General features: G+C 69.3%; 15 protein-coding genes and 1 pseudogene. 11 read left to right on the top strand and 5 right to left on the bottom strand.

Annotated elements, in window-relative coordinates; translation table 11 throughout:
- Both NS4_RS32650 and NS4_RS14340 read left to right on the top strand, forming a co-directional pair.
- A pseudogene (locus NS4_RS32650) lies at positions 1-1076 on the top strand (hypothetical protein); the annotation flags it as partial.
- Between the two features lie 102 nt (positions 1077-1178).
- Positions 1179-2984 (top strand): dynamin family protein, encoded by a 1806-nt coding sequence (locus NS4_RS14340; RefSeq protein ID WP_063060026.1) that lies wholly within the window; start codon positions 1179-1181, stop codon positions 2982-2984.
- 4 nt (positions 2985-2988) lie between these two features.
- Here the strand turns inward: NS4_RS14340 and NS4_RS14335 are convergent, their stop codons facing one another.
- Complete coding sequence (locus NS4_RS14335; protein WP_063060025.1) at positions 2989-5001, bottom strand: glycoside hydrolase family 15 protein; 2013 nt, start codon at positions 4999-5001, stop codon at positions 2989-2991.
- A gap of 42 nt (positions 5002-5043) precedes the next feature.
- On the bottom strand, positions 5044-5706 hold the full coding sequence (locus NS4_RS14330) for a class I SAM-dependent methyltransferase (protein ID WP_063060024.1): 663 nt from the start codon (positions 5704-5706) through the stop codon (positions 5044-5046).
- A gap of 83 nt (positions 5707-5789) precedes the next feature.
- On the opposite strand from NS4_RS14330, the gene NS4_RS14325 reads away from it, so the two are divergent.
- The 7 genes from NS4_RS14325 (at position 5790) to NS4_RS14295 (ending at position 12982) form a co-directional block, all read left to right on the top strand.
- Positions 5790-5999 (top strand): hypothetical protein, encoded by a 210-nt coding sequence (locus NS4_RS14325; RefSeq protein ID WP_063060023.1) that lies wholly within the window; start codon positions 5790-5792, stop codon positions 5997-5999.
- Between the two features lie 172 nt (positions 6000-6171).
- On the top strand, positions 6172-7170 hold the full coding sequence (locus NS4_RS14320; RefSeq protein WP_063060035.1) for a sulfate ABC transporter substrate-binding protein: 999 nt from the start codon (positions 6172-6174) through the stop codon (positions 7168-7170).
- Positions 7171-7338: 168 nt separating this feature from the next.
- Entirely contained in the window at positions 7339-8094 is a 756-nt protein-coding gene (gene cysT / locus NS4_RS14315; RefSeq protein WP_157106047.1) for a sulfate ABC transporter permease subunit CysT, read from the top strand.
- Positions 8091-8897, top strand: coding sequence for a sulfate ABC transporter permease subunit CysW (cysW, locus tag NS4_RS14310; RefSeq protein ID WP_063060021.1), 807 nt, complete (start codon positions 8091-8093; stop codon positions 8895-8897). Before cysT ends, cysW begins: the two co-directional genes overlap by 4 nt.
- 91 nt (positions 8898-8988) lie before the next feature.
- Entirely contained in the window at positions 8989-9984 is a 996-nt protein-coding gene (locus tag NS4_RS14305) for a sulfate/molybdate ABC transporter ATP-binding protein (RefSeq protein ID WP_063060020.1), read from the top strand.
- 374 nt (positions 9985-10358) lie between these two features.
- The gene (locus tag NS4_RS14300; RefSeq protein ID WP_157106045.1) at positions 10359-11372 is read left to right on the top strand and encodes an AurF N-oxygenase family protein; all 1014 of its coding nucleotides are present in this window, start codon (positions 10359-10361) and stop codon (positions 11370-11372) included.
- A 17-nt stretch (positions 11373-11389) separates the two neighbouring features.
- Positions 11390-12982 carry an FAD-dependent oxidoreductase gene (locus NS4_RS14295; RefSeq protein WP_084487248.1) on the top strand — a complete coding sequence of 531 codons (1593 nt, stop codon included), beginning with the start codon at positions 11390-11392 and terminating at the stop codon, positions 12980-12982.
- 276 nt (positions 12983-13258) lie between these two features.
- Here the strand turns inward: NS4_RS14295 and NS4_RS14290 are convergent, their stop codons facing one another.
- On the bottom strand, positions 13259-14224 hold the full coding sequence (locus NS4_RS14290; RefSeq protein ID WP_063060018.1) for an Lrp/AsnC family transcriptional regulator: 966 nt from the start codon (positions 14222-14224) through the stop codon (positions 13259-13261).
- A 515-nt stretch (positions 14225-14739) separates the two neighbouring features.
- On the opposite strand from NS4_RS14290, the gene NS4_RS14285 reads away from it, so the two are divergent.
- Positions 14740-16908, top strand: a complete 2169-nt coding sequence (locus NS4_RS14285; protein ID WP_063060017.1) for an Hsp70 family protein — start codon at positions 14740-14742, stop codon at positions 16906-16908.
- Between the two features lie 83 nt (positions 16909-16991).
- Complete coding sequence (locus NS4_RS14280) at positions 16992-17789, top strand: HAD family hydrolase (protein WP_084487245.1); 798 nt, start codon at positions 16992-16994, stop codon at positions 17787-17789.
- A 39-nt stretch (positions 17790-17828) separates the two neighbouring features.
- Here NS4_RS14280 and NS4_RS14275 read toward each other — a convergent pair whose 3' ends face one another.
- Together NS4_RS14275 and NS4_RS14270 are read right to left on the bottom strand one after the other, a co-directional pair.
- A complete protein-coding gene (locus NS4_RS14275) occupies positions 17829-18578 on the bottom strand; it encodes a sirohydrochlorin chelatase (protein ID WP_063060016.1) in 750 nt (249 codons plus the stop codon).
- Positions 18578-19906, bottom strand: a complete 1329-nt coding sequence (locus NS4_RS14270) for a sulfate adenylyltransferase subunit 1 (RefSeq protein WP_063060015.1) — start codon at positions 19904-19906, stop codon at positions 18578-18580. The genes NS4_RS14275 and NS4_RS14270 overlap by 1 nt, the downstream gene beginning before the upstream one ends.
- Position 19907 lies beyond the last annotated feature (1 nt).

Below are 19907 nucleotides of genomic sequence, written 5' to 3'. Positions count from 1 at the left end.
CAGTGGCCGCGGCCCCGGTCGCGCCCGCGCCGATGGCTCCGGCCCCCGTTCCGCCGCCGGTTGCCGTACCGGCCGCCATGGCACCGGCGGTGCAGCCGGTCGCGGCGACCCCGCTGCAGACCACGGTCCAGCCCGATGCGGCGACCACTCCGATGGCCAATGTCCTCCATGCGCCGGCCGGACCGTCGCCGCTGACCGCGCCCGCCGCGCAGCTGCCGGAACTGTTCCACCGGCCGCCGCGGACACCGGAGCCACAGCCGCCGGCCGAGCCGGCTCTGCCCGGGCCCTCCACCCCCGTCGTGCCGACAACGACCACGCCGACGACCACCGGCGACGCCACGTCCACCACCGGCACCACGACCACCGGCCCCGACGGCACTACGACCACGTCCCCGGACGGCAGCACCACGGTGGACGGCAGCACCACACCGCCGCTCGGCGGGAGCACCACCACATCTCCGGACGGTTCGGTCACCTCGCCGGAGACCACCACCGGCACCGAGGGCCCGTCCACCGGAAGCACGATGCCGGAGACCACCACCTCCCAGGGCGGGGCCACCGGCAGCACCGGCGAATCGACCGGCGCCACCACCACGAGCCCCGGCGCCTCCACCGGTGGGACCGAGACCGGCGGTACCACCACCGACCCGATCGGTGGTACCGGCTCGAACGGCCCGGGCGCCGGTGATCAGACCCCGGACGGGACTCCGTCCACGGTGGAGATCCCCACGCAGCCGGTCCCCACGCAGCAGGTGCCCACCGCGGACCAACCGTCCGTCCCGGTGCCCACCGTGAGTGTGCCGACCCAGCAACCGGTCCTGCCGGACGCCCCGGTGGCGCCGCACCCGCTGCCGACACCGCTGCCGGTAGCGCCCCAGGTGCAGCCGATCGCCGAGCACGGTTCGCCGGTTCCGTACGATGTGCACGCGGTGGCCGTCACGCCAGATAGCGAGCCGATCGCGCTCGGTATCGCGAGCGGTGGCCTGGCCGGTGATCTGTCCGGCGGATTGCTGCCGCATACTGTGGCGGTGACCGAGGATTCGATTGGCGATCACGGCCACTGGGTATTCATGTGACGGTTCACGACCGGCGGGGGGTTCCGTCCGGTCGTACGGGGGGTCGATTCGACCGAGCGCGGTCGGATGACGGGATTTTGTGACCGAGAGTGAGGAGAGGGCTTGTCTGCCGTAGCCGGACCGCGGGCCGCCACGGTGAAGAACCCGGATGTGATGGCCCCCCTCATCCAGATCATCGATGAGCTGCGGGACGTATCACGCACCGCGAGTCGTAACGACTTGCGGGGCCGGCTCGGGATGGTGCGCGCCCGGGTGGCCGACACCCGGGTGCGGCTGGTGGTGGTCGGTCCGCCGAAGAGCGGGATGAGCACTCTGGTCAACACCATGGCGGGGGCGCCGATCAGCGCCACCGACAGCGCGATCAGCGTGCCCGCGATCGTGGAGTACGGACCCGAACCTTCCGCCACCCTCATCCGCCGCGAGGGCGGTGGGCGTATTCGGCGTCAGCCCGTCGATCCGCTGAACCCGGCTCCGGCGCTCATGGCCAAAGGCGTGATCCGGGCCGATTTCACCCAGCCCAGCCCCCTGCTGGCCGAGGGGATCGTGCTGATGGACGCCCCCGGAGCGGCCGTGCAGGACCGCAGCACCTGGTCGATGATCGCCGCCGCCGACGCCGTGCTCTATGTGAGCGACGCGGACAACGAGTACAGCCGGGAGCAGATCGAGCATCTGCGGCGGATCGGTCAGGTGTGCCCCACGGTGATCTGCGTACTCAACAAAATCGATCGGAACCCGCACTGGACACACGTGCAGGAACGTAATCGCGAACTGCTCGATGCCGCCGGGCTGGGCTTCGCGGTGGCGCCGGTCTCGGCCGCCCTCCATCAGGAGGCGCAGCAGTCCGGTGATCAGCAGCGTGCGATCGAATCGGGTCTGCCGCAACTTGTCGAACATCTGCGCGACTACGTGGTCGCCCACGCCGACGCGGCGGCCGTACAGTCCGCGGTGCGCGATATCCGGCTGGTCGGCGACCATCTCGGTGTCACGCTGCGCACCGAGGCCGACGCCCTGCGTGATCCGCGCCGCCGGGCACATGTCACCCAGCAGCTGGCGACCGCCCGGGACCAGGCCGATCAGCTACGCCAGCGCACCGCGACCTGGCAGATCACCCTCGCCGACGGCAGCACCGAACTCATGGCCGATATCGAACACGATCTGCGGCATCGGCTGCGGATCCTGGTGCGCGATGCCGAGGCGGAGATCTCGCGTACCGACCCGGCGGCCCGCTGGGCGCGCTTCGGCACCGATCTCGAGGCCAGGATCGCCGAGGCGATCGCGGAGAATTTCGAAACGGCCAACTATCGCGCCGAGGAACTGGGCGAGCAGGTGGCCGCGCGGTTCCCCGCCGACCACCGACGCCCGGATCTGCCCGATATCCGTCCGCAGTATCCCGCCGAACTGCTGGAGGACGTCGCGGCGCTGGAGCCGCTGCAGAGCGCGAAAGCCGGTGTGACCGAGCAGTTCCTGTCCGCGCTGCGCGGTTCCTACGGCGGTATCCTGATGGTCGGCCTGGCCACCAGCCTGCTCGGTATGTCCCTGGTGAACTGGTATTCGGCCGGCGCCGGCATTCTGCTGGGTCTGCATGCCCTGTGGGAGGACCGGCGCACCCGCCGGCAGCGGCGACAGGCCGAGGCCAAGGTGGCGCTGGCGCGTTTGATGGACGATGTGGTGTTCCAGGTCGGCAAGGAGTCCCGGACCCGCCTGCGTGAGGTGCAGCGGGTGCTGCGGGATCATTTCACCGATATAGCCACCGACGCGTTGCGCACCGCGGACGAGGCGCTACGCGTCGCCGAGGAAGCCGGCGCCCAGTACGGCGATCGGGGCGCCGAGCGGCTGGCCCGGTTGGACAGCGAGATGGGTAAACTGCGCGACCTGCGCCAGCAGGCCGACAGTTTCGTCGCCGCCTGACCGCTCAGCGCCGGGGCCGGCTGCGCCACGGGGTGCCGCCGGTGTTGCTGTGGGCCGGCCGGAACGTTCCGGCCTCCTGGGAGCCTTCGGCCCGGATCAGGTGGGTGACCGCGTTGATCAGGGCCAGGTGGGTGAACGCCTGGGGGTAGTTGCCCAGATGCCGGCCGGTGGACGGGTCGATTTCCTCGGCGTACAACTTCAGTGGGCTGGCATGGGTGAGCAGCCGTTCGCACAGTCTGCGGGCGCGGCCGATCTCGCCTATCTCCACCAGCGCCGATACCAGCCAGAACGAGCAGATGGTGAAACTGCCCTCGGGGCTGACCTGCCCGTCGTCAGTGGTCTCGTTGCGGTAGCGCAGTACCAGGCCGTTCTCCGTGAGCTCCTCGGCGATGCCGAGCACGGTGGCGCGAACCCGCCGATCGTCCGGGGGCAGGAACCGGGTGAGTACCACCAAGAGCAGCGAGGCGTCGAGGGTCGTGCCGCCGTAAACCTGGGTGAAGCGACCGCGGTCGTCCACGCCGTGGGCCAGCACATCGGCCCGGATCTCCTCGGCGATCCGATGCCATTCCTGGGCGATATGGGCCTGACCATGCAGTTCGGCGATGCGCGCGCCGCGGTCCAGCGCCACCCAGCACATCACCTTCGAGGAGGTGAAGTGCTGGGGTTGGCCGCGGACCTCCCACAGACTCCGATCGGGTTCGCGCCAGTGGTCGATGGCCGCACCTACCTGGCGTTCCAGCATCGGCCACAATGTTTCCGGCACATGCTGACGGGATTTCACGTGCAGGTACACCGCGTCGAGCATGGTGCCCCAGATATCGTGCTGCTCCTGGTTGTAGGCGCCGTTGCCGATCCGGACCGGCCGCGCGTTGCCGTAGCCGGACAGATGATCGAGAGTGCGCTCGGTGAGTTCGCGCTCCCCGCCGATTCCGTACAGCACCTGCAGGGGCACTGCCTCACCGTCGGGTCCGGTGGTGGCGTCGTGCAGGAAGGCGAAGAAATCGTCGGCTTCGCGGTCCAGGCCCAGGGTGTACAGACCCCACAGGGCGAAACTGGCATCGCGCACCCAGGAGTAGCGGTAGTCCCAGTTGCGCTCGCCGCCGGGGGACTCGGGCAGCGAGGTGGTGGCGGCGGCCATCAGAGCGCCGGTAGGGGCGTAGGTGAGGCCTTTCAGCGTGAGGGCGCTGCGTTGCAGATAGCGACGCCAGGGATGGTCCGGGAAATCACCGAGGGTGACCCACTGCCGCCAGCATTCTATGGTCGTCCACATCTTCTCGGTGGCCTCGGCGAAGGTTTGCGGCGCCGGCAGTTCCGACCAGGTGAGCGCGACATAGGCGCAGTCGCCCTCGCGCATCCGGGTCCGCGCTCGGGCCTCGCGCCCCTCGAGACCCAGCCGCAGATCGGTGGTGAGCACCAGGGTGGGCCCGGCCGTCGGGTCGGCGGCACAGACCGCGGAGGCCTCCTCGTACACCTTGCCCGTGTACTCCCAGGTGGCCGAGGCCCGGTGGTAGTCGAACGACGGTTCACAGCTCAGTTCGAGTTCGACCGTACCGCTCACGCATTTGACCGTGCGCAGCAGCATATGGGCGGCGTCCCAATCGGTCGGCGTGCGGCGATGGGTGCGGCTGCGCTGTTCGGTGCTGTGCCATGGGCCCAGCACCAGCGCGTCCCGGACGATCAGCCAGCCCGCCTCGGTCTGCCAGGTGGTCTCCAGGATCATTCCGCCGGGCAGATAGCGGCGGGCGGCGGGCACGGTGCGACCGTAGGGGCCCAGCCGGAAATGGCCGGCGCTGCGATCCAGGATGGCGCCGAAAACACTCGGTGAATCCGGGCGCGGGACACACATCCACTCGACCGCGCCGTTACTGGCGATCAGACACGTGGTTTCGCAGTCGGACAGGAAGGCGTAGTCATCGATGACCGGGAAATTGCTCTGCGGCAGCTTGGTTTGCGGCGGAAGAGCCGGGAAGGTGCCCGGTTTCCCGTCGGCCGACGGTGCGTGCTCGGGACTCGGCATACCCCATCATGGGTCGCGCGGCCCCGAGCCGTCCACCACGGCTCAGCCGACGCGTCGGATCCGGGCCAGCCAGGCGGCGAGTTCCACCTTGCCCGCGGCGTCGGGAGTGAGGTCCCCGGCCCGGTCGGCGACCGTCTCGGTGATCCGGCCGTAGTAGTGCTCGGGCCGCAGGTCCTCGACCTCCCAGCCGGGGCCGGCGAACGAGTCGCGGATCATCGCCGCGCCGATCCGCGGACCGAACCCGGGTTCGGTGTCCGAGAGCGCCAGGATATGCACGTACCCGCCCGGCGCGCACAGGCGGTGCAGTGTGCTGACGTAGTCGGCCCGGGCCCCGGCGTCGGAGACGAACACATGGAACAGCGCACTGTCGACGATCGTGTCGAAGGTGCCGAGCGGGTTGTCGCCGGAGTGGGCGAGGGCGACCATATCGGCCACGTCGAACCGCGCGGTCGGCACATTCTTGGCCGCGGCGTTGCGGCGCGCGTAGGCGACCGCGCTCGGGGACAGATCCACGCCGAGCACGTCGTAGCCGAGGGCGGTGAGCGCGATGGTGTGCTCACCGGCACCCGCGCCGGGGTCCAGGACGCGGCCGCGGATCCGGCCGGCGCGTTCGAGGGCGACGATCGCGGGCTGGGGTTCACCGATGATCCACGGTGCGGTGTCGTTGTCGTAGGCGGAGTTCCATACCTCTGGTGCCTGTGTCATGACCTCAGCCTGCAATCTCGAGTCGGGTTGAGGTCAAGGCACGGGTCGGAGTGGGCGCTGTGCGGTGTTCTACGCTGGTCGCCGTGGAGCGTATTGCCGACTGGTGGGACGGGTTCGAGATGTGGGTGGCGGGTCTGCCGTTCATACCTCAGTTCCTCGTGGTGCTGGTGGGTATGGTGCCGATCAGTTTCGCGATCGCCTACCTGATCGACCGGTTCCTGCACGTGGCGGGCGTCGCGTTGGGCCGCGACGACGCCGACGGTGACCGCGAGGCCGGAAACGAGGTGTACTGATGCCGCGCTCACGGGTGCAGATCGCGCTGCTGGCACTGTTGGTGCTGGTGATCGTCGCCTGGTTGTTCACCCGGTGACGCGGGCTGTCGTGCGCGCCGGTGCCCGGGCCGTATCGGGCGGGCGCGGGTTCGGTGAGCGGGCCGGTACCCGAGTCGGCCGGCCGGTACCTCGCCTGCTGGCGGTGCTGGTCGCGGTGCCGATACTGGTGGCCGGGTGTGCCGGGGGATCCAGCGACGAGGTCGGCGGCGGTGGGGCCGACGGCAGCGGGGGAACCGTCGATCTGTACGCGTACGCCATCCCCAAGCCCGGCTACGACGAGGTGATCCCGAAGTTCAACGACACCGAGGTGGGCGAGGGCGTCGAGGTGCGCCGGTCCTACGGCGCGTCGGGGGATCAGTCCCGCAAGATCGCGCGCGGCGCGCCGGCCGATGTGGTGAGCTTCTCCCTCGAACCCGACATCACCCGCTTGGTCGACGCCGGACTGGTGGATCCCGACTGGAACGCCGACGCCACCCGCGGGGTGCCCTTCGGCTCGGTGGTGGCGCTGGTGGTGCGCTCCGGGAACCCGAAGAACATCCGGACCTGGGACGATCTCCTACGCCCCGATGTCGAGGTGGTGACCCCGAACCCGTTCAGTTCCGGTTCCGCGAAATGGAACCTGCTCGCCCCCTACGCCGCGGCCAGCGCGGGCGGGCAGAACCCGCAGGCGGGGGTGGACTACCTGAATCAGATGCTGACCCGTGTGCGCGTCCAGCCGAAGTCGGGGCGCGAGGCCACCGAGGCCTTCCTGCAGGGTACCGGCGATGTGCTGATCAGCTACGAGAACGAGGCGATCTTCGCCGAACGGCACGGCGACCCGGTCGAGCACATCGTCCCGGAGACCACTTTCAAGATCGAGAACCCCGTCGCGGTGCTCGAACACGCCCCGCATCCGGAGAAGGCGATCGCCTTCCGCGATTTCCTCTACACGACCGAAGCGCAGCGCGCCTGGGCCGATGCGGGCTTCCGGCCGGTCGACCCGGGGGTGGCCGCCGAGTACACCGATGTCTTCCCGCAGCCGCCCGTCCTCTACACCGTCGCCGACCTCGGCGGCTGGGAGAGGGTGGAGGCGGAACTGTTCGCGCCCGAGACCGGAACCATCGCCGTCGCCTACGACAACGCGACCGAGTAGCCGGGTGACCCGGCCCACACGCGATACTCGATACTCGTGACCGAACGCAGCACCGCCACCGAGCCCGCGCCCGCCGGCGCCGCCGGCCCGGACGTGTCGACCCGCCGACCGGTCCGATCATGGTTGCGGTTCACCGGTTCGGTGGGCCCGCTCGGTATCGCCACCGCGATGCTGTGGCTCAGTGTGATCGTGTTGCTGCCGCTGGCCGCGCTGACCTTCAGTGCGTTCGACGACGGCTGGTCCGGGTTCTGGGGCGCGATCACCGATCCGGCGGCGTTGGCGTCGCTGCGGGTGACGGTGCTGGTCTCGGTGGCGGTGGCCCTGCTGAATGTCGTGATGGGCACGATGATCGCCTGGGTTCTGGTCCGGGACGACTTCCCCGGCAAGGGCCTGGTGAACGCGCTGATCGATCTGCCGTTCGCGCTGCCCACGATTGTCGCCAGCATTGTGCTGCTGGCCCTGTACGGACCGCAGAGTCCGGTCGATATCCATCTCAACGCCACCCGGCCGGGCCTGGTGGTGGCACTGGCCTTCGTGACCCTCCCGTTCGTGGTGCGCTCGGTGCAGCCGGTGCTCATCGAGGCCGATCGCGAGGTGGAACAGGCGGCCCTGTCGCTGGGCGCCGACAACTGGACGACCTTCCGCCGCGTGGTGCTGCCGACTTTGGCGCCGGCCATCATCAGCGGCGGCGGTCTGGCGTTCGCGCGCGCCATCGGTGAATTCGGTTCGGTGGTGTTGATCGGCGGCAATATCCCACGGGAGACGCAGGTGGCCTCCCAATACATCCAGCAGCAGATCGAGATCGATCGGCCGGTGAACGCGGCGGCGGTCTCGGTGGCGCTGCTGGTGATCGCGTTCGTCGCGCTGCTGGTGCTGCGGGTGTTCGCCGAGCGCACGGCGCGCAAGGAACGTGAGGCCCGGTGAAACTGTCCGCTCCCGGCCGGATCACGCTGCGCGTGCTGGCCCTCGGCTACCTGTTCGTCCTGCTGGTGCTGCCGCTCGGGATCATCCTGTATCGGGCGTTCGGCCAGGGGATCGGGGCGTTCATCGATCAGATCAGTACGCCCGCCGCCATCTCGGCCTTCAACCTCTCCATGATCATCCTGGTGATCGTGGTGCCGGTGAACGTGATCCTCGGCGTGGTGATCGCCCTGGCGCTGGTACGCGGAGATTTTCCCGGCCGCCGGTTGCTGCAGGGCGTCGTGGACCTGCCGTTCGCGGTCTCGCCGGTGGTGGTGGGTGTCGCGCTGATCATGCTGTGGGGTGTCGACGGCTGGTTCGGTGTGGTCACCGACTGGGGTTTCCGGGTCATCTTCGCGCTGCCGGGCATGGTGCTGGCGACCATTTTCGTCACCATGCCGTTCGTCGTGCGCGAGGTGGAACCGGTGCTGCACGAGATCGGCGACGATCAGGAACAGGCGGCGGCGACCCTGGGGGCGTCGCGCTGGCAGACCTTCTGGCGGATCACCGTCCCCGCCATCCGCTGGGGGCTGACCTACGGCGTGGTACTCACCGTGGCCCGCGCGCTGGGCGAGTTCGGCGCCGTCATCATGGTGTCGTCCGGGTTCCCGGGTGTATCGCAGACGCTGACGTTGCTGGTGCACGAACGCTATATCAACGATCACAACGATTTCGGCGCGTACTGCGCCGCCACCCTGCTGATGGGACTCGCGCTCATCACCCTGCTGTTGATGACGCTGCTGGAACGTAAGCGGAACGCGTCGTGAGGCGACACCTTCGCCGTCGCCGCGGCCTTCGCGGGCCGCATGTCCCAGCTTCGAAGAAAAGCACCTCGACTGTGTATGCCGGAGGCCGCCCGTGATCACCGTGACCAATGCGCGCAAGAGCTACGGTTCGTTCGCCGCCCTCGACGATGTCAGCCTGGATATCCCCTCGGGTGAGCTGACGGCGCTGCTCGGTCCCTCGGGGTCCGGGAAGTCGACGCTGCTGCGGTCGATCGCGGGGCTGGAGAATCTCGATTCCGGGGTGGTCACCATCGGCGGCCGGGACGTGACCCGGGTACCACCGCAGAAGCGCGATATCGGTTTCGTCTTCCAGCACTACGCGGCGTTCAAACATATGACCGTCCGCGACAATGTGGCCTTCGGGCTGACCATCCGGAAACGGCCGAAGCCCGAGATCGCGAAACGGGTCGACGAACTGCTCGGCATCGTCGGTCTGGACGGTTTCCAGCACCGGTATCCGGCGCAGCTGTCCGGCGGGCAGCGGCAGCGGATGGCACTGGCCCGGGCGCTGGCGGTGGACCCGCAGGTGTTGCTGCTGGACGAGCCGTTCGGCGCGCTCGACGCGAAGGTCCGCGCGGACCTGCGGACCTGGTTGCGCCGCCTGCATGAGGAAGTACACGTGACCACCGTGCTGGTCACCCACGACCAGGAAGAAGCCTTGGACGTCGCCGACCGTATCGCGGTCATGAACGCCGGCCGGATCGAACAGGTCGGCAGTCCCGAGGATGTCTACGACCGGCCCGCCAGCGAGTTCGTCATGTCGTTCCTGGGCGCGGTGGCGCGGCTCAACGGGCACCTGGTGCGGCCGCACGATATCCGGGTGGGCCGGGATGCGAATATGGCGCTGGCCGCATATGAGGGGACCGCGGAATCGGCGGGCGTCACCCGGGCGACGGTCGAGCGGGTGGTGCGGCTCGGGTTCGAGGTCCGGGTGGAGTTGCGCAACGCCGCCACCGGTGACCTGTTCACCGCCCAGGTCACCCGCGGTGACGCCGAGGCGTTGCGCTTGGCGGAGGGGGAGACGGTCTACGCCCGCGCGACCCGGATTCCCCAACTGCCGGTGCGGTGATCGAGGGCCTGGCCTTCGGTGTCGCGCGGGTCCGGCCGCTCGTAACCCCGGGTCCGCACACCGGTGCCGGAGTCGCTGCGCTTCTTCGCTCGGCCCTCCCGAAGCCGGGGCGGGCCTCGGACGCCGACCATCCGACGTAGGCGCACCGCCCTCCCTGTCGGCCCGCGCGGTGTCCGGGTGTCACTGCGGGCCACCACCTGTACTCCGTGCTTCTCAGCCTGTTCGGCCCCTGCCCACCCTGTGCTGAGCTGGAGTGATACTCGCCACGTCCATGGTGTGACCCGGCGCCCGCGGGTAGTCGTGTTGACGTACCCGGGCGTAGCTGTAACTATGGGAAACAGTTAAGCCCGAATCATCGACGAGAGGCAGTGACGATGACGTCTTCAGCCACCACGGTCTCCGACGACCAACTGGTCGCGCAGGCTCAGGAATACGCGGAGAAGCTGTTGCTGCTGTCGGAGGGCTCGGTCAACCGGAACTTCGATCCGTTCACCGATATCGACTGGGACAATCCCGACTTCGCCGCCGATGCCCGGCCGGAGCGCTGGATTCTGCCGGTCTCCGGTGACACCGTCGGCCGCCACCCCTGGTATCAGGCGCTGCCGGACGACAAGAAGATCGCGCTCGGCAAGTACCGCCAGGCCAATGTCGCAAAAGTGGGCCTGCAGTTCGAGGCCATCCTGATCAGCGGCATGATGCAGCACATCTTCGGCCTGCCCAACGGTGACCCGGAATTCCGCTACTGCTCCCACGAGATGATCGAGGAGCACAACCACACCCTGATGTTCCAGGAGATGGTGAACCGCATCGGGGTGGATGTCCCGGGTATGGGTCCGCTGGTGCGTCAGATCCGGCATATCGCCGTCCCGGTGGCGGTGGCTTTCCCGAACCTGTTCTTCATGGCAGTGCTCGGCGGCGAGGAGCCGATCGACCACATCCAGAAGGAAGTTCTGCGCTCCGGCGAGGAAGTGCATCCGATCATGCGCGGCGTGATGGCCATCCATGTGGCCGAAGAAGCGCGGCACATCTCCTTCGCCCACGAATTCCTCAAGAAGCATGTCCCGGAGTCCTCGGCGCGGAACAGGTTCGTGCTGTCACTGGCCATGCCGATCGTCATGTGGATCCTCGGCCGTGCCATCGTGACGCCGCCCAAGGCGTTCTTCGACGAGTTCGATATTCCCGACAGCGTGCGCAAGGAACTGTTCTACGGGTCCGACGACGCCAAGCAGACCTTCAGCGACTACTTCGGCGATGTCCGCGCCCTGGCCGAGGAGATCGGCCTGATGAACCCGATCGCCAAGCGGGTGTGGAAGGCGCTGGGGATCGACGGGCACACCACCCGGTACCGCTCCGAGCCGCTGCGCGCGGTCTCCGGCAAAGCGGCCTGAGCGGCGGTAGTACTTCCATGCCCTATGTCGTCACCCAGTCGTGCTGTAGCGACGCGTCCTGCGTGTACGCCTGCCCGGTCAACTGCATCCATCCCACCCCGGACGAGCCGGATTTCCGGACGGCGGACATGCTCTACGTCGATCCGGCGGCCTGCGTGGATTGTGGCGCGTGTGCCTCGGCCTGCCCCGTGGACGCCATCACCTCCACGAAGAAACTGACCGCGGAGCAGCAGCCGTTCATCGAGATCAACGCCGACTTCTACCGGCAGGCGCGCCCGCGTCCGCTGCTGGCACCACCGGTGCCGGCGCCGGCGATCGATACCGCCGCGCGCGGGCCGCTGCGGGTGGCCGTGGTCGGCTCGGGACCCTCGGCCATGTACGCGGCCGACGAACTGCTCACCCAGCCCGAAGTGCAGGTGACGGTGTTCGACCGGCTGCCGGTCCCGTACGGGCTGGCCCGGTACGGTGTGGCGCCGGACCACGCGAAGACCCGGCAGGTGGCCGACCTCTTCGATGTGATGTCGGAACAGCCGGGGTTCGGGTCCTATTTCGATGTCGAGGTGGGCAAGCACATCTCGCACGAGGAACTGCTCGCCTATCATCACGCGGTCGTCTACGCGGTCGGCGCCTCGACCGACCGCAAGCTCGGTATCCCGGGTGAGGGTCTGGCCGGTAACGTTTCCGCCACCGACTTCGTGGCCTGGTACAACGGTCACCCCGACCACCGGCACCACGATTTCGATCTCTCCCGGCGCAAGGTCGTCATTGTCGGCAACGGCAATGTGGCGCTCGATGTGGCGCGCATTCTGACCAGCGATCCAGAACGGCTGGCCGGGACCGATATCTCGCCGATCGCGCTCGAGGCGCTGCGGCGCAGCAGCGTGGAAGAGGTCGTGGTGCTGGGCCGGCGCGGCCCCGCCGAATCGGCGTTCACGGTGCCGGAGTTCGTCGGATTGCTGGGCGCGGAGGTGGATATCGTCGTGGACGGCGAACTGCCTCCGCCCGCGGAGGGCCTGCCGTATCAGGTAGAGCGCAAACTGGATCTGCTGCGCCGGGCCGCCGGGCGGCCGTCGACCGGGCGGCGGCGCATCGTCTTCCGGTATCAGAGCGCGCCGAGCCGTATCCTCGGCCCCGACGCCGTCACCGGCATCGAGGTGGAGCGCACCGATCTGGTGACCGGTGAGGACGGCCGGGTACGCGCGGTGGGCACCGGCGAGCTGGATCTGCTGGAGACCGGGCTCGTGCTCACCTCGGTGGGTTACCGGGGAGTGCCCACGCCGGGCCTGCCGTTCGACGAACAGCGCGGAATCATCCCGAATCAGGCCGGGCGGGTGCTGGAGGCGCCGGACGGGGCAGTGTTCCCGGGCACGTATGTCACGGGCTGGATCAAGCGCGGGCCCACGGGATTCATCGGTACCAACAAGTCCTGTGCGCAGGAGACGGTGCAGCAGTTGGCCGACGATTTCAACGCGGGCCGCCTACCCGAACCCGCGGGCAGCGCCGAGGCCTTCGACGGCCTGTTGCGCGGTCGAAGGCCGCAGGTCCGACCGGGCGGAGCGGTATTGCGCGCCGGGCGATCGGCACGCCGCCGCCTCTTCGGTCGCATCTGAATCCGCTGCGCGGCGGACCACCCGACCCGCGGCGTGTTCCGCCGCGGAGTCGCCCGCGCGGTCACGCCGCCGCGCGGGTGGGCTACGCGCACAGCTGTCTCGGCCGCGGTATCGCTGCGCCGATACGGCATTCCGGCCTGGGTCCGGCCTGCAGACGATCGAGGTCATGGCCGCCCGGCACCGCCACGACCAGTAAAGCCGGCTATCCGCCGCGCCGTATCACTCGGGGCGCCGCCATGTTCTCGTCGCCGGGACCGCGCACCTCACCCGATGCGGTCAGCCCATCCGGCTCACCGGGGCCGGGGCGAAACGTTTCGCGTACGCGGTGATCGGCGCGGTCTCCACCTGCTCGACCCCGGGTAACGTTCCGATCCGCTCGCTCAGATAGCTGTACAGGGTGTCGGCGTCACGGCTGAGCGTGACGGCCAGCAGATTGTGCTTGCCGGTGGTCGCGCCGAGATAGGCGGTTTCGGTGTCCGCGGCAAGGCGCGCGGCGACTGTGTTCAGCCGCGACGGGGTGACCGAAAGCCAGAGCAGGCATTGTGCGGAGAAGCCGAACAGCTTGGGCTCCACTTCGACATCGAACAGCAGCATCCCGGCGGCCCGCAGTTCCGCCAGCCGCCGCCGGACCGCGGATTCCGACCAGTCGATATGCCGGGCCAGATCCGCGTAGGCCGTCCGGCCGTCGGCGGACAGGGCGCGGAAGAGCCTGCGGTCCAGATCGGTGAGCCGGATCGGATCGTGAGGCGTTGTATCGGGCGGGTGTATCCCGGCGAGCTGGTCCTCGGTGAGGGCGGACATACGTCCGCGCCAGCGGTGGTTCATCAGATGGCGCAGCACGCGCTGGGCGGTCACCTCGACGATGCCGGGATGCGCACTGAGCATTGCCAGCGGTGCCGTGCCGTCGCCGGGTACCCGGAACAGGCAGACGATCTCGGTGCCGCCGGATAATTCGGTGACCCAGGCGGTGTCGTGGCGGGCGGCCAGCGCACGTGCCACGCCGGTGGCGGCTCGGGGATGGACCCGCAGGCGCACCAGCCACTGTGCGTCCGCGGCGAGAGGACTGTGCGGTACGGCGCTGACGCGAAGTGCGCCGGCGGCCCGGAGCCGGCCGAAGCGGCGGGCGACAGTACGGTCCGAGACGTCCAGGACAGCGGCGATCCTGCTGAACGGCGCGCGCCCATCGATCTGCAGGGCGTGCAGCAAGCCGTGGTCGACGGGGTCCAGCGTGACCGATTCCACCCGAACAGGATAGGACGCTGCCGGAATCCCCCGATGGTCGCTTTCACAGAGGCGCGGTGTGCGCGGACAGGTCTGCGAGGCGACGAGTTCGGTGCGGTTTCCGTATCGGGGGAGGGCTTGGGCCGGGTACTGCCAAAGGCATTTGCGCGGACTGTTTTCCTGCCAAATGATGCTTTCCGATAAGGCTACCGGTCCGTTACCGACGGGTAGGAATGGTGTTCGAGTAATGCTGCGCCACCGGGGTTTACGAATCCATCGGCCCGTCGACATAACAGAAACCGTGCCATAGGCCGATATATTCGCTGATAAGAAGCTGTTTCGTGGAATCATCGGCTGCTTCGGCCCGATAGGTGACTCCGGTCGGATACGGGAAAACCTCTCCGCAACTACGGATTTACTTCTCGTTTATTCGGTATTCGAGCGGAGATCCAGCTAACCTGTGGTCGCTGTTTGGAAGACGACCGCGCCCATGGCTCTTTCGAGGACGTGGTCACGGTGCGTTGACGGGATGGCAGATGACTTCTGGGCTGGGTATCAGCATCGGTACGGTGAACGTGGTTTCGGCGTGGGTCGGGGCACAGGACGCGCGACCGGTGGTCCGGACTCGACGGACCGCCGTCGGATTCGACAGCGGGGGCACCGCGAGACTCGGGGGTATCACCCGGTTCTCCACGGCGATAAACGAATTCGCCGATCTGGGCCGGAATCCGGATTCGGTGTACGTGGACGGGCGGATCTGGTCGCCGGCCACCATCTTCGCCTCGGTGGTCCAGGGGCTGGTGGCCGCCGAACCGGCGACCGGGGTGGTCGCCACCCACCCGGCCGGGTACACCCGCAAACAACTCGGCCTGCTGCGGCAGAGCCTGGATCTCGCCGGGGTCGGGCATGTGGAGCTGGTCCCGGAACCGGTGGCTGCCGCGCACTGGCTCGATACCGAACACGGGCCACTGGACACCGGATTCGTCCTGGTCTACGACCTGGGCGGAAACAGTCTCGATGTGGCGGTGGTGCGGACCGGGCCGGACTGGCCCGACCACCCGGTGGTCGGCAACGCGGTCCGCTCCTATGAATTCGGCGCCCGGCCGCTGGGCGCGATGATCGCGCGTTGTGCCGGCGACCGCGCCATCGGCCCGGCCGAACCGGCCACCGGCGCCGTATCGCTCATGTCCTTCGTGAATCCGGAGGGCCTGCGGCGTGAACACGTGCGCGATTCCCTCGAGGTGGTCCGGGCGGCGGTGCGCTCGGCCGGTGTAGCGCTCTCCGATATCGATCGGGTGCTGGTGGTGGGCGGCGCCGCGCGACCCCCACAGGTGGCCGAAACCCTCGCCGAACTGGGCCTGCCGGTGACCGTCGCCGCCGATTCGGGGCAGTGCGTGGCGCTCGGTGCCGCCGCGATGGCCGCGGAGAGCGTGGCTCCGGCGGCCTCGGGTGGGATGAAGCATCCGCCGATCTTCTCCGGCGCCGCCCTTTTCTCGGCGGTCGCCATGTCCGCGGCCACCATCCTGGGCAACGGTCCGGCGGATACCGAACATTTCGACCAGGACCGGGTTCCGCTGCAGAGCCCGGGGGCGGTGCAGTTCGAGATCCACGGTGAGGCGCAGGTGGAGCGGTCGGCCACCGGATGGACGGTGTCCTACGCGCCGCTGCGCGCCCCCACGGTGATCTCGCCCGCCGCGATGACACGGCCGTACGGGCCACCCATGCCCGGTCGTGCACCCGCTCCGGCGACATCGGTTCCCGAAAGGTCCGCGGACGCCGGGGCCGGACCACACCACACCCGACAGGACGAACACCCCCAAACCCGGCCGCCGTACGACGACCCCGCGCGATTCGGCCATCCCCCGTTCGGGCACGGTGGTGTCCGGCTTCCACCGCACATCGGCGCGGGCCCGGATCGGCCCGCGCCCGGTGACGAGGGACCGGGCAGCCCGGCACCGGGTGACGAGGGACCGGGCAGCCCGGCACCGGGTGATCCGCCGGTGGTGGACGAACCGGGTGGGGATACCGGTGGTCCGGCCGATGGTGGCGGTGAATCCGGCGGCGCCGGCGGTTGGTCGCCCGGTATCGAGCCGCCGGAGCCAGGAGACGACTCCGACGGCGGCGGCTGGACCGGCGGCTTGCCGGGTGGCGGCTGGACCGCTCCGGGTGGTGCCGGTTCGGGTGAGGACAGCGGCGGTGGGCTCGGTTCGGGTGGTGCCGGTTCGGGTGAGGACAGTGGCGGTGGACTCGGTTCGGGCGGTGCCGGTTCGGGTGAGGGCAGCGGCGGTGGACTCGGTTCGGGCCGAGCGGGTTCGGGTGGTAACAGTGGAGGTGGATACGGTTCGGGGGCTCCGGGCGGCTCCGGCGGCACGGACAGCGGGGCCGCCGGGTTCGGTGCCGACCACGGCGGAACCTCCTCCGGTCCTTCGGCAGGATCCCATCCCTCCGCTCCGGGTGGATCCGGTGACTCCGGCGGGTTCGGCGGGTTCGGCGGGTTCGGCGGCACGCACGGATTCGGGGGGCGTTCGGGACCGGGTGGCGCGGGTGCGAATTCCGGCACCTTCGGCGGTGGTTCGGATTTCTCCGGTGGGTCGCACAGCAGTGGATCCACGTCCCATGGCTCGAATTCCATCAGTGGTGACGGTGGGGCCACCCGTGGTGGGAACACGCGTGGCGGCTCCTCCCGAAGCGGATCACACCGCTGAGCACCCGCGTCGCCGCGGAGCGGTCGAAGCCTTTCGGGAAAACCCGGTGCGGCCCGGCGGCGCTGCACGGCACAATTGACGGGGTGGACATTGACGGGGGCCCACCGCGGCTGATCGCGCTCGATGTGGACGGGACACTGCTGAAAACCGGCACCCAGGTGAGCACTCGGGTGACCGCGGCCGTGCGCGGGGCGGTCGGGTCGGGCGCGCACGTCGTGGTGAGCACCGGACGTACGGTCATCTCGACCCGGCCGGTGCTCGACGAACTCGGCCTCGTCCAGGGACACGCCATCTGCTCGAACGGCGCCGTCCACATCGATATCGAGCAAGCCCTCCCGGTGGCGGTACACCATTTCGACCCCGCGCCCGCGGTCACCGCCCTGCGCCGGCTGTTCCCGGACATGATCTTCACCGCTGAACGGGTCGGCGAGGGATTCTGGGCCACCGGAATGAGCCCCGGCGAGTACTACGCCGGTGGCGATTACGTGGTGGTCGACGATCTCACCCTGGGCAGCGAACCCACTCCGCGCCTGAACTGCTGGTGGCCGCAGGGCGCGCCGGAGGAGATGCACCGGCTGCTCGAGGGGCTGGCACTGCCGGAGATCAGCTGGGTCTATGGCGAATTCGGCCCCTGGCTGACCATTTCCCGGCACGGGATCTCCAAAGGGTGGGCGCTGGAACATCTGCGCCGCCTGCTCGGTATCCCGCGCGAGGCCACCCTGGCCATCGGGGACGGTTTCAACGACCGCGAAATGTTCGCCTGGGCGGGTCATTCGGTCGCGATGGCGAACGCGCCGGCCGAACTCCACGGTCTGGTCGACGAGGTCACCGATGATGTCGCGGCCGACGGTGTGGCAACCGTGCTGGAGCGCTGGTTCTGAGTTCCGAGCCGCTCCGTCCCTGGTGAAAGGCCGCCGGCCTCAGGCCGACAGCGGCAGTGCGCGAGCGAGCGCGGCGTCGTAGCGGTCCCAGACGATCGCGGCGAGCGCGGAGTCCGCGCCGAGGACCTCGGCATGCGGAAGCAGCGGATCCTGGTCGCGCAGCCGGTCGGTGAGCAGGCCGGGCGCCAAGAACCAGGGCGCGACGAGCACGCGGTCGGCGCCGCGGGCCCGCAGTCGTGCCGCCGCCTGTGCGAGGGTGGGTTCCGCGGTGGCGAAGCATACTTCGGTGAGATGGCCGGTCCGGGCCGCGAAACGGCCGGCCAGGCGGGCGGTCCGGCGGTTCGCCGCCGCCGACGACGAGCCGACCGCGGCGAGGGCGACACCGAGTCGTGCGGGTGGGGCGTCCCAGCCGTGCCGGTCACGCACCGCCCGCACCCGCGCGTGTAACACCTCGATCAGGCGGGGGTCGGCGCCGAACACCTCGGCCTGGGTGAGTCGCAGGCCGGGGTTGCGGGCGGCGGCGCCGGCCAGCAGAGCGGGCAGATCCACGCGGGCATGGAAGGCGCTGCCCAGCAGCAGCGGGACGACCACCGCGTCGGTTTCGCCGGTGGCCGCGACCGAGTCCAGCACCTGCCCGACCGAGGGGGCGTTCAGGTCGAGGAAGGCGAGGCGGGCCGGCGTCCCGGGACGCGCGGCCCGCACCCGGTCCAGGAGCGCGGCGACGGTGGCGGCCGACCGGGGATCCCGGCTGCCGTGGGCCACCGCTACCAGCGTGGGACTGCCCGGCATCAGGCTTCGGTTCCGACCTCGACCGCGGTGAGCACATCCCCGACCAGGCCCGCCGCCAGCGTGTTCCCACCCGCCGGGTCGATGAGCAGGAAACTGCCGGTGTGCCGGTTGGCCCGGTAGTCGTCGGCCGCGATCGCCTCGGCGACCCGCACCGAGATCCGGCCGATATCGTTGAGCGACAGCGATTCCGGGTTCGGTTCGGCGGCCAGGCGCTGCTCGTCGAAACGTTCGGTGAGCGCGCCCACGATCGCCTGGGTGGTGCGGGTGCCGTGCTTGAGCAACAGCCGGGCGCCGGGGCGCAGCGGTTTGTCACCGAGCCAGCACACGGTGGCGTCGAAGGTGTCGACGGGTTCCGGCGCGTCGCCGGGTGAGGCGATGGTGTCACCGCGTGAGATATCGACCTCGTCGGTCAGCACCAGCGTGACACTGCGACCGGCCTGCGCGACGGCCAGTTCCCCGTCGGGAGTGTCGATCCGTTCGACGGTCGTGCGGATACCGGAGGGCAACACCACCACCTCGTCGCCCGGGGCCACCGAGCCCGCGGCGATCTGGCCCGCGTAACCGCGGTAGTCCGGGTATTCCGGAGTGCGCGGCCGGATGACGTACTGGACCGGGAAGCGCAGCCCCACCGCGTGCTCCCCGGAGTTGTCCGCGTCCACCGGCACCGATTCGAGATGCTCGATCAGCGACGGGCCACTGTAATACGGGGTCTTGTCCGAGCGGGTGGCGATATTGTCGCCGTGCAGCGCCGACACCGGGATCTCGAGTACATCCTCGTCCGACCAGCCGAGGGTCCGGGTGAGGTGGGAGAACTCCGCGGAAATCTCCGCGAATACCTTGGCGGCCGCGGCCTGCCGGCCCTCTTCGGTGGGCTCGTCCCCGCCGATGAGGTCGATCTTGTTCACCGCCAGCACCAGCTTGGGCACACCCAGCAGCGCCAGGACCGCCGCATGCCGCCGGGTCTGCTCGATCACGCCCTTGCGCGCGTCCACCAGCAGGATCACCAGCTGGGCGGTCGACGCCCCGGACACGGTGTTGCGGGTGTACTGCACATGGCCGGGAGTGTCGGCCAGCACGAAAGATCGGCGCGGGGTCGCGAAGTACCGGTAGGCGACATCGATGGTGATGCCCTGCTCGCGTTCGGCCCGCAGACCGTCCACCAGCAGCGACAGGTCCGGGGTGGACAGTCCCTTGTCCACCGACGCCCGGGTCACCGCGTCGATCTGGTCGGCGAGCACGGATTTGGTGTCGTAGAGCAGGCGTCCGACCAGGGTGGACTTGCCGTCGTCGACAGAACCGGCGGTGGCCAGCCTCAATAGGTCGGACATA

This window comes from Nocardia sienata NBRC 100364, assembly GCF_001613205.1.
GTDB lineage: Bacteria > Actinomycetota > Actinomycetes > Mycobacteriales > Mycobacteriaceae > Nocardia > Nocardia sienata.
The sequence above is the reverse complement of the archived record's forward strand: the minus strand, read 5'-3'. Positions and strand labels throughout refer to the sequence as shown.

Coding starts and splice junctions, on each gene's coding strand:
- NS4_RS14275 (WP_063060016.1), bottom strand. CDS start 18,578: ATGCCGGGCAGTCCCACGCTGGTAGCGGTGGCCCACGGCAGCCGGGAT.
- NS4_RS14285 (WP_063060017.1), top strand. CDS start 14,740: ATGACTTCTGGGCTGGGTATCAGCATCGGTACGGTGAACGTGGTTTCG.
- cysT (WP_157106047.1), top strand. CDS start 7,339: ATGCTGTGGCTCAGTGTGATCGTGTTGCTGCCGCTGGCCGCGCTGACC.
- NS4_RS14335 (WP_063060025.1), bottom strand. CDS start 5,001: ATGCCGAGTCCCGAGCACGCACCGTCGGCCGACGGGAAACCGGGCACC.
- NS4_RS14330 (WP_063060024.1), bottom strand. CDS start 5,706: ATGACACAGGCACCAGAGGTATGGAACTCCGCCTACGACAACGACACC.
- NS4_RS14300 (WP_157106045.1), top strand. CDS start 10,359: ATGACGTCTTCAGCCACCACGGTCTCCGACGACCAACTGGTCGCGCAG.
- NS4_RS14270 (WP_063060015.1), bottom strand. CDS start 19,906: ATGTCCGACCTATTGAGGCTGGCCACCGCCGGTTCTGTCGACGACGGC.
- NS4_RS14295 (WP_084487248.1), top strand. CDS start 11,390: ATGCCCTATGTCGTCACCCAGTCGTGCTGTAGCGACGCGTCCTGCGTG.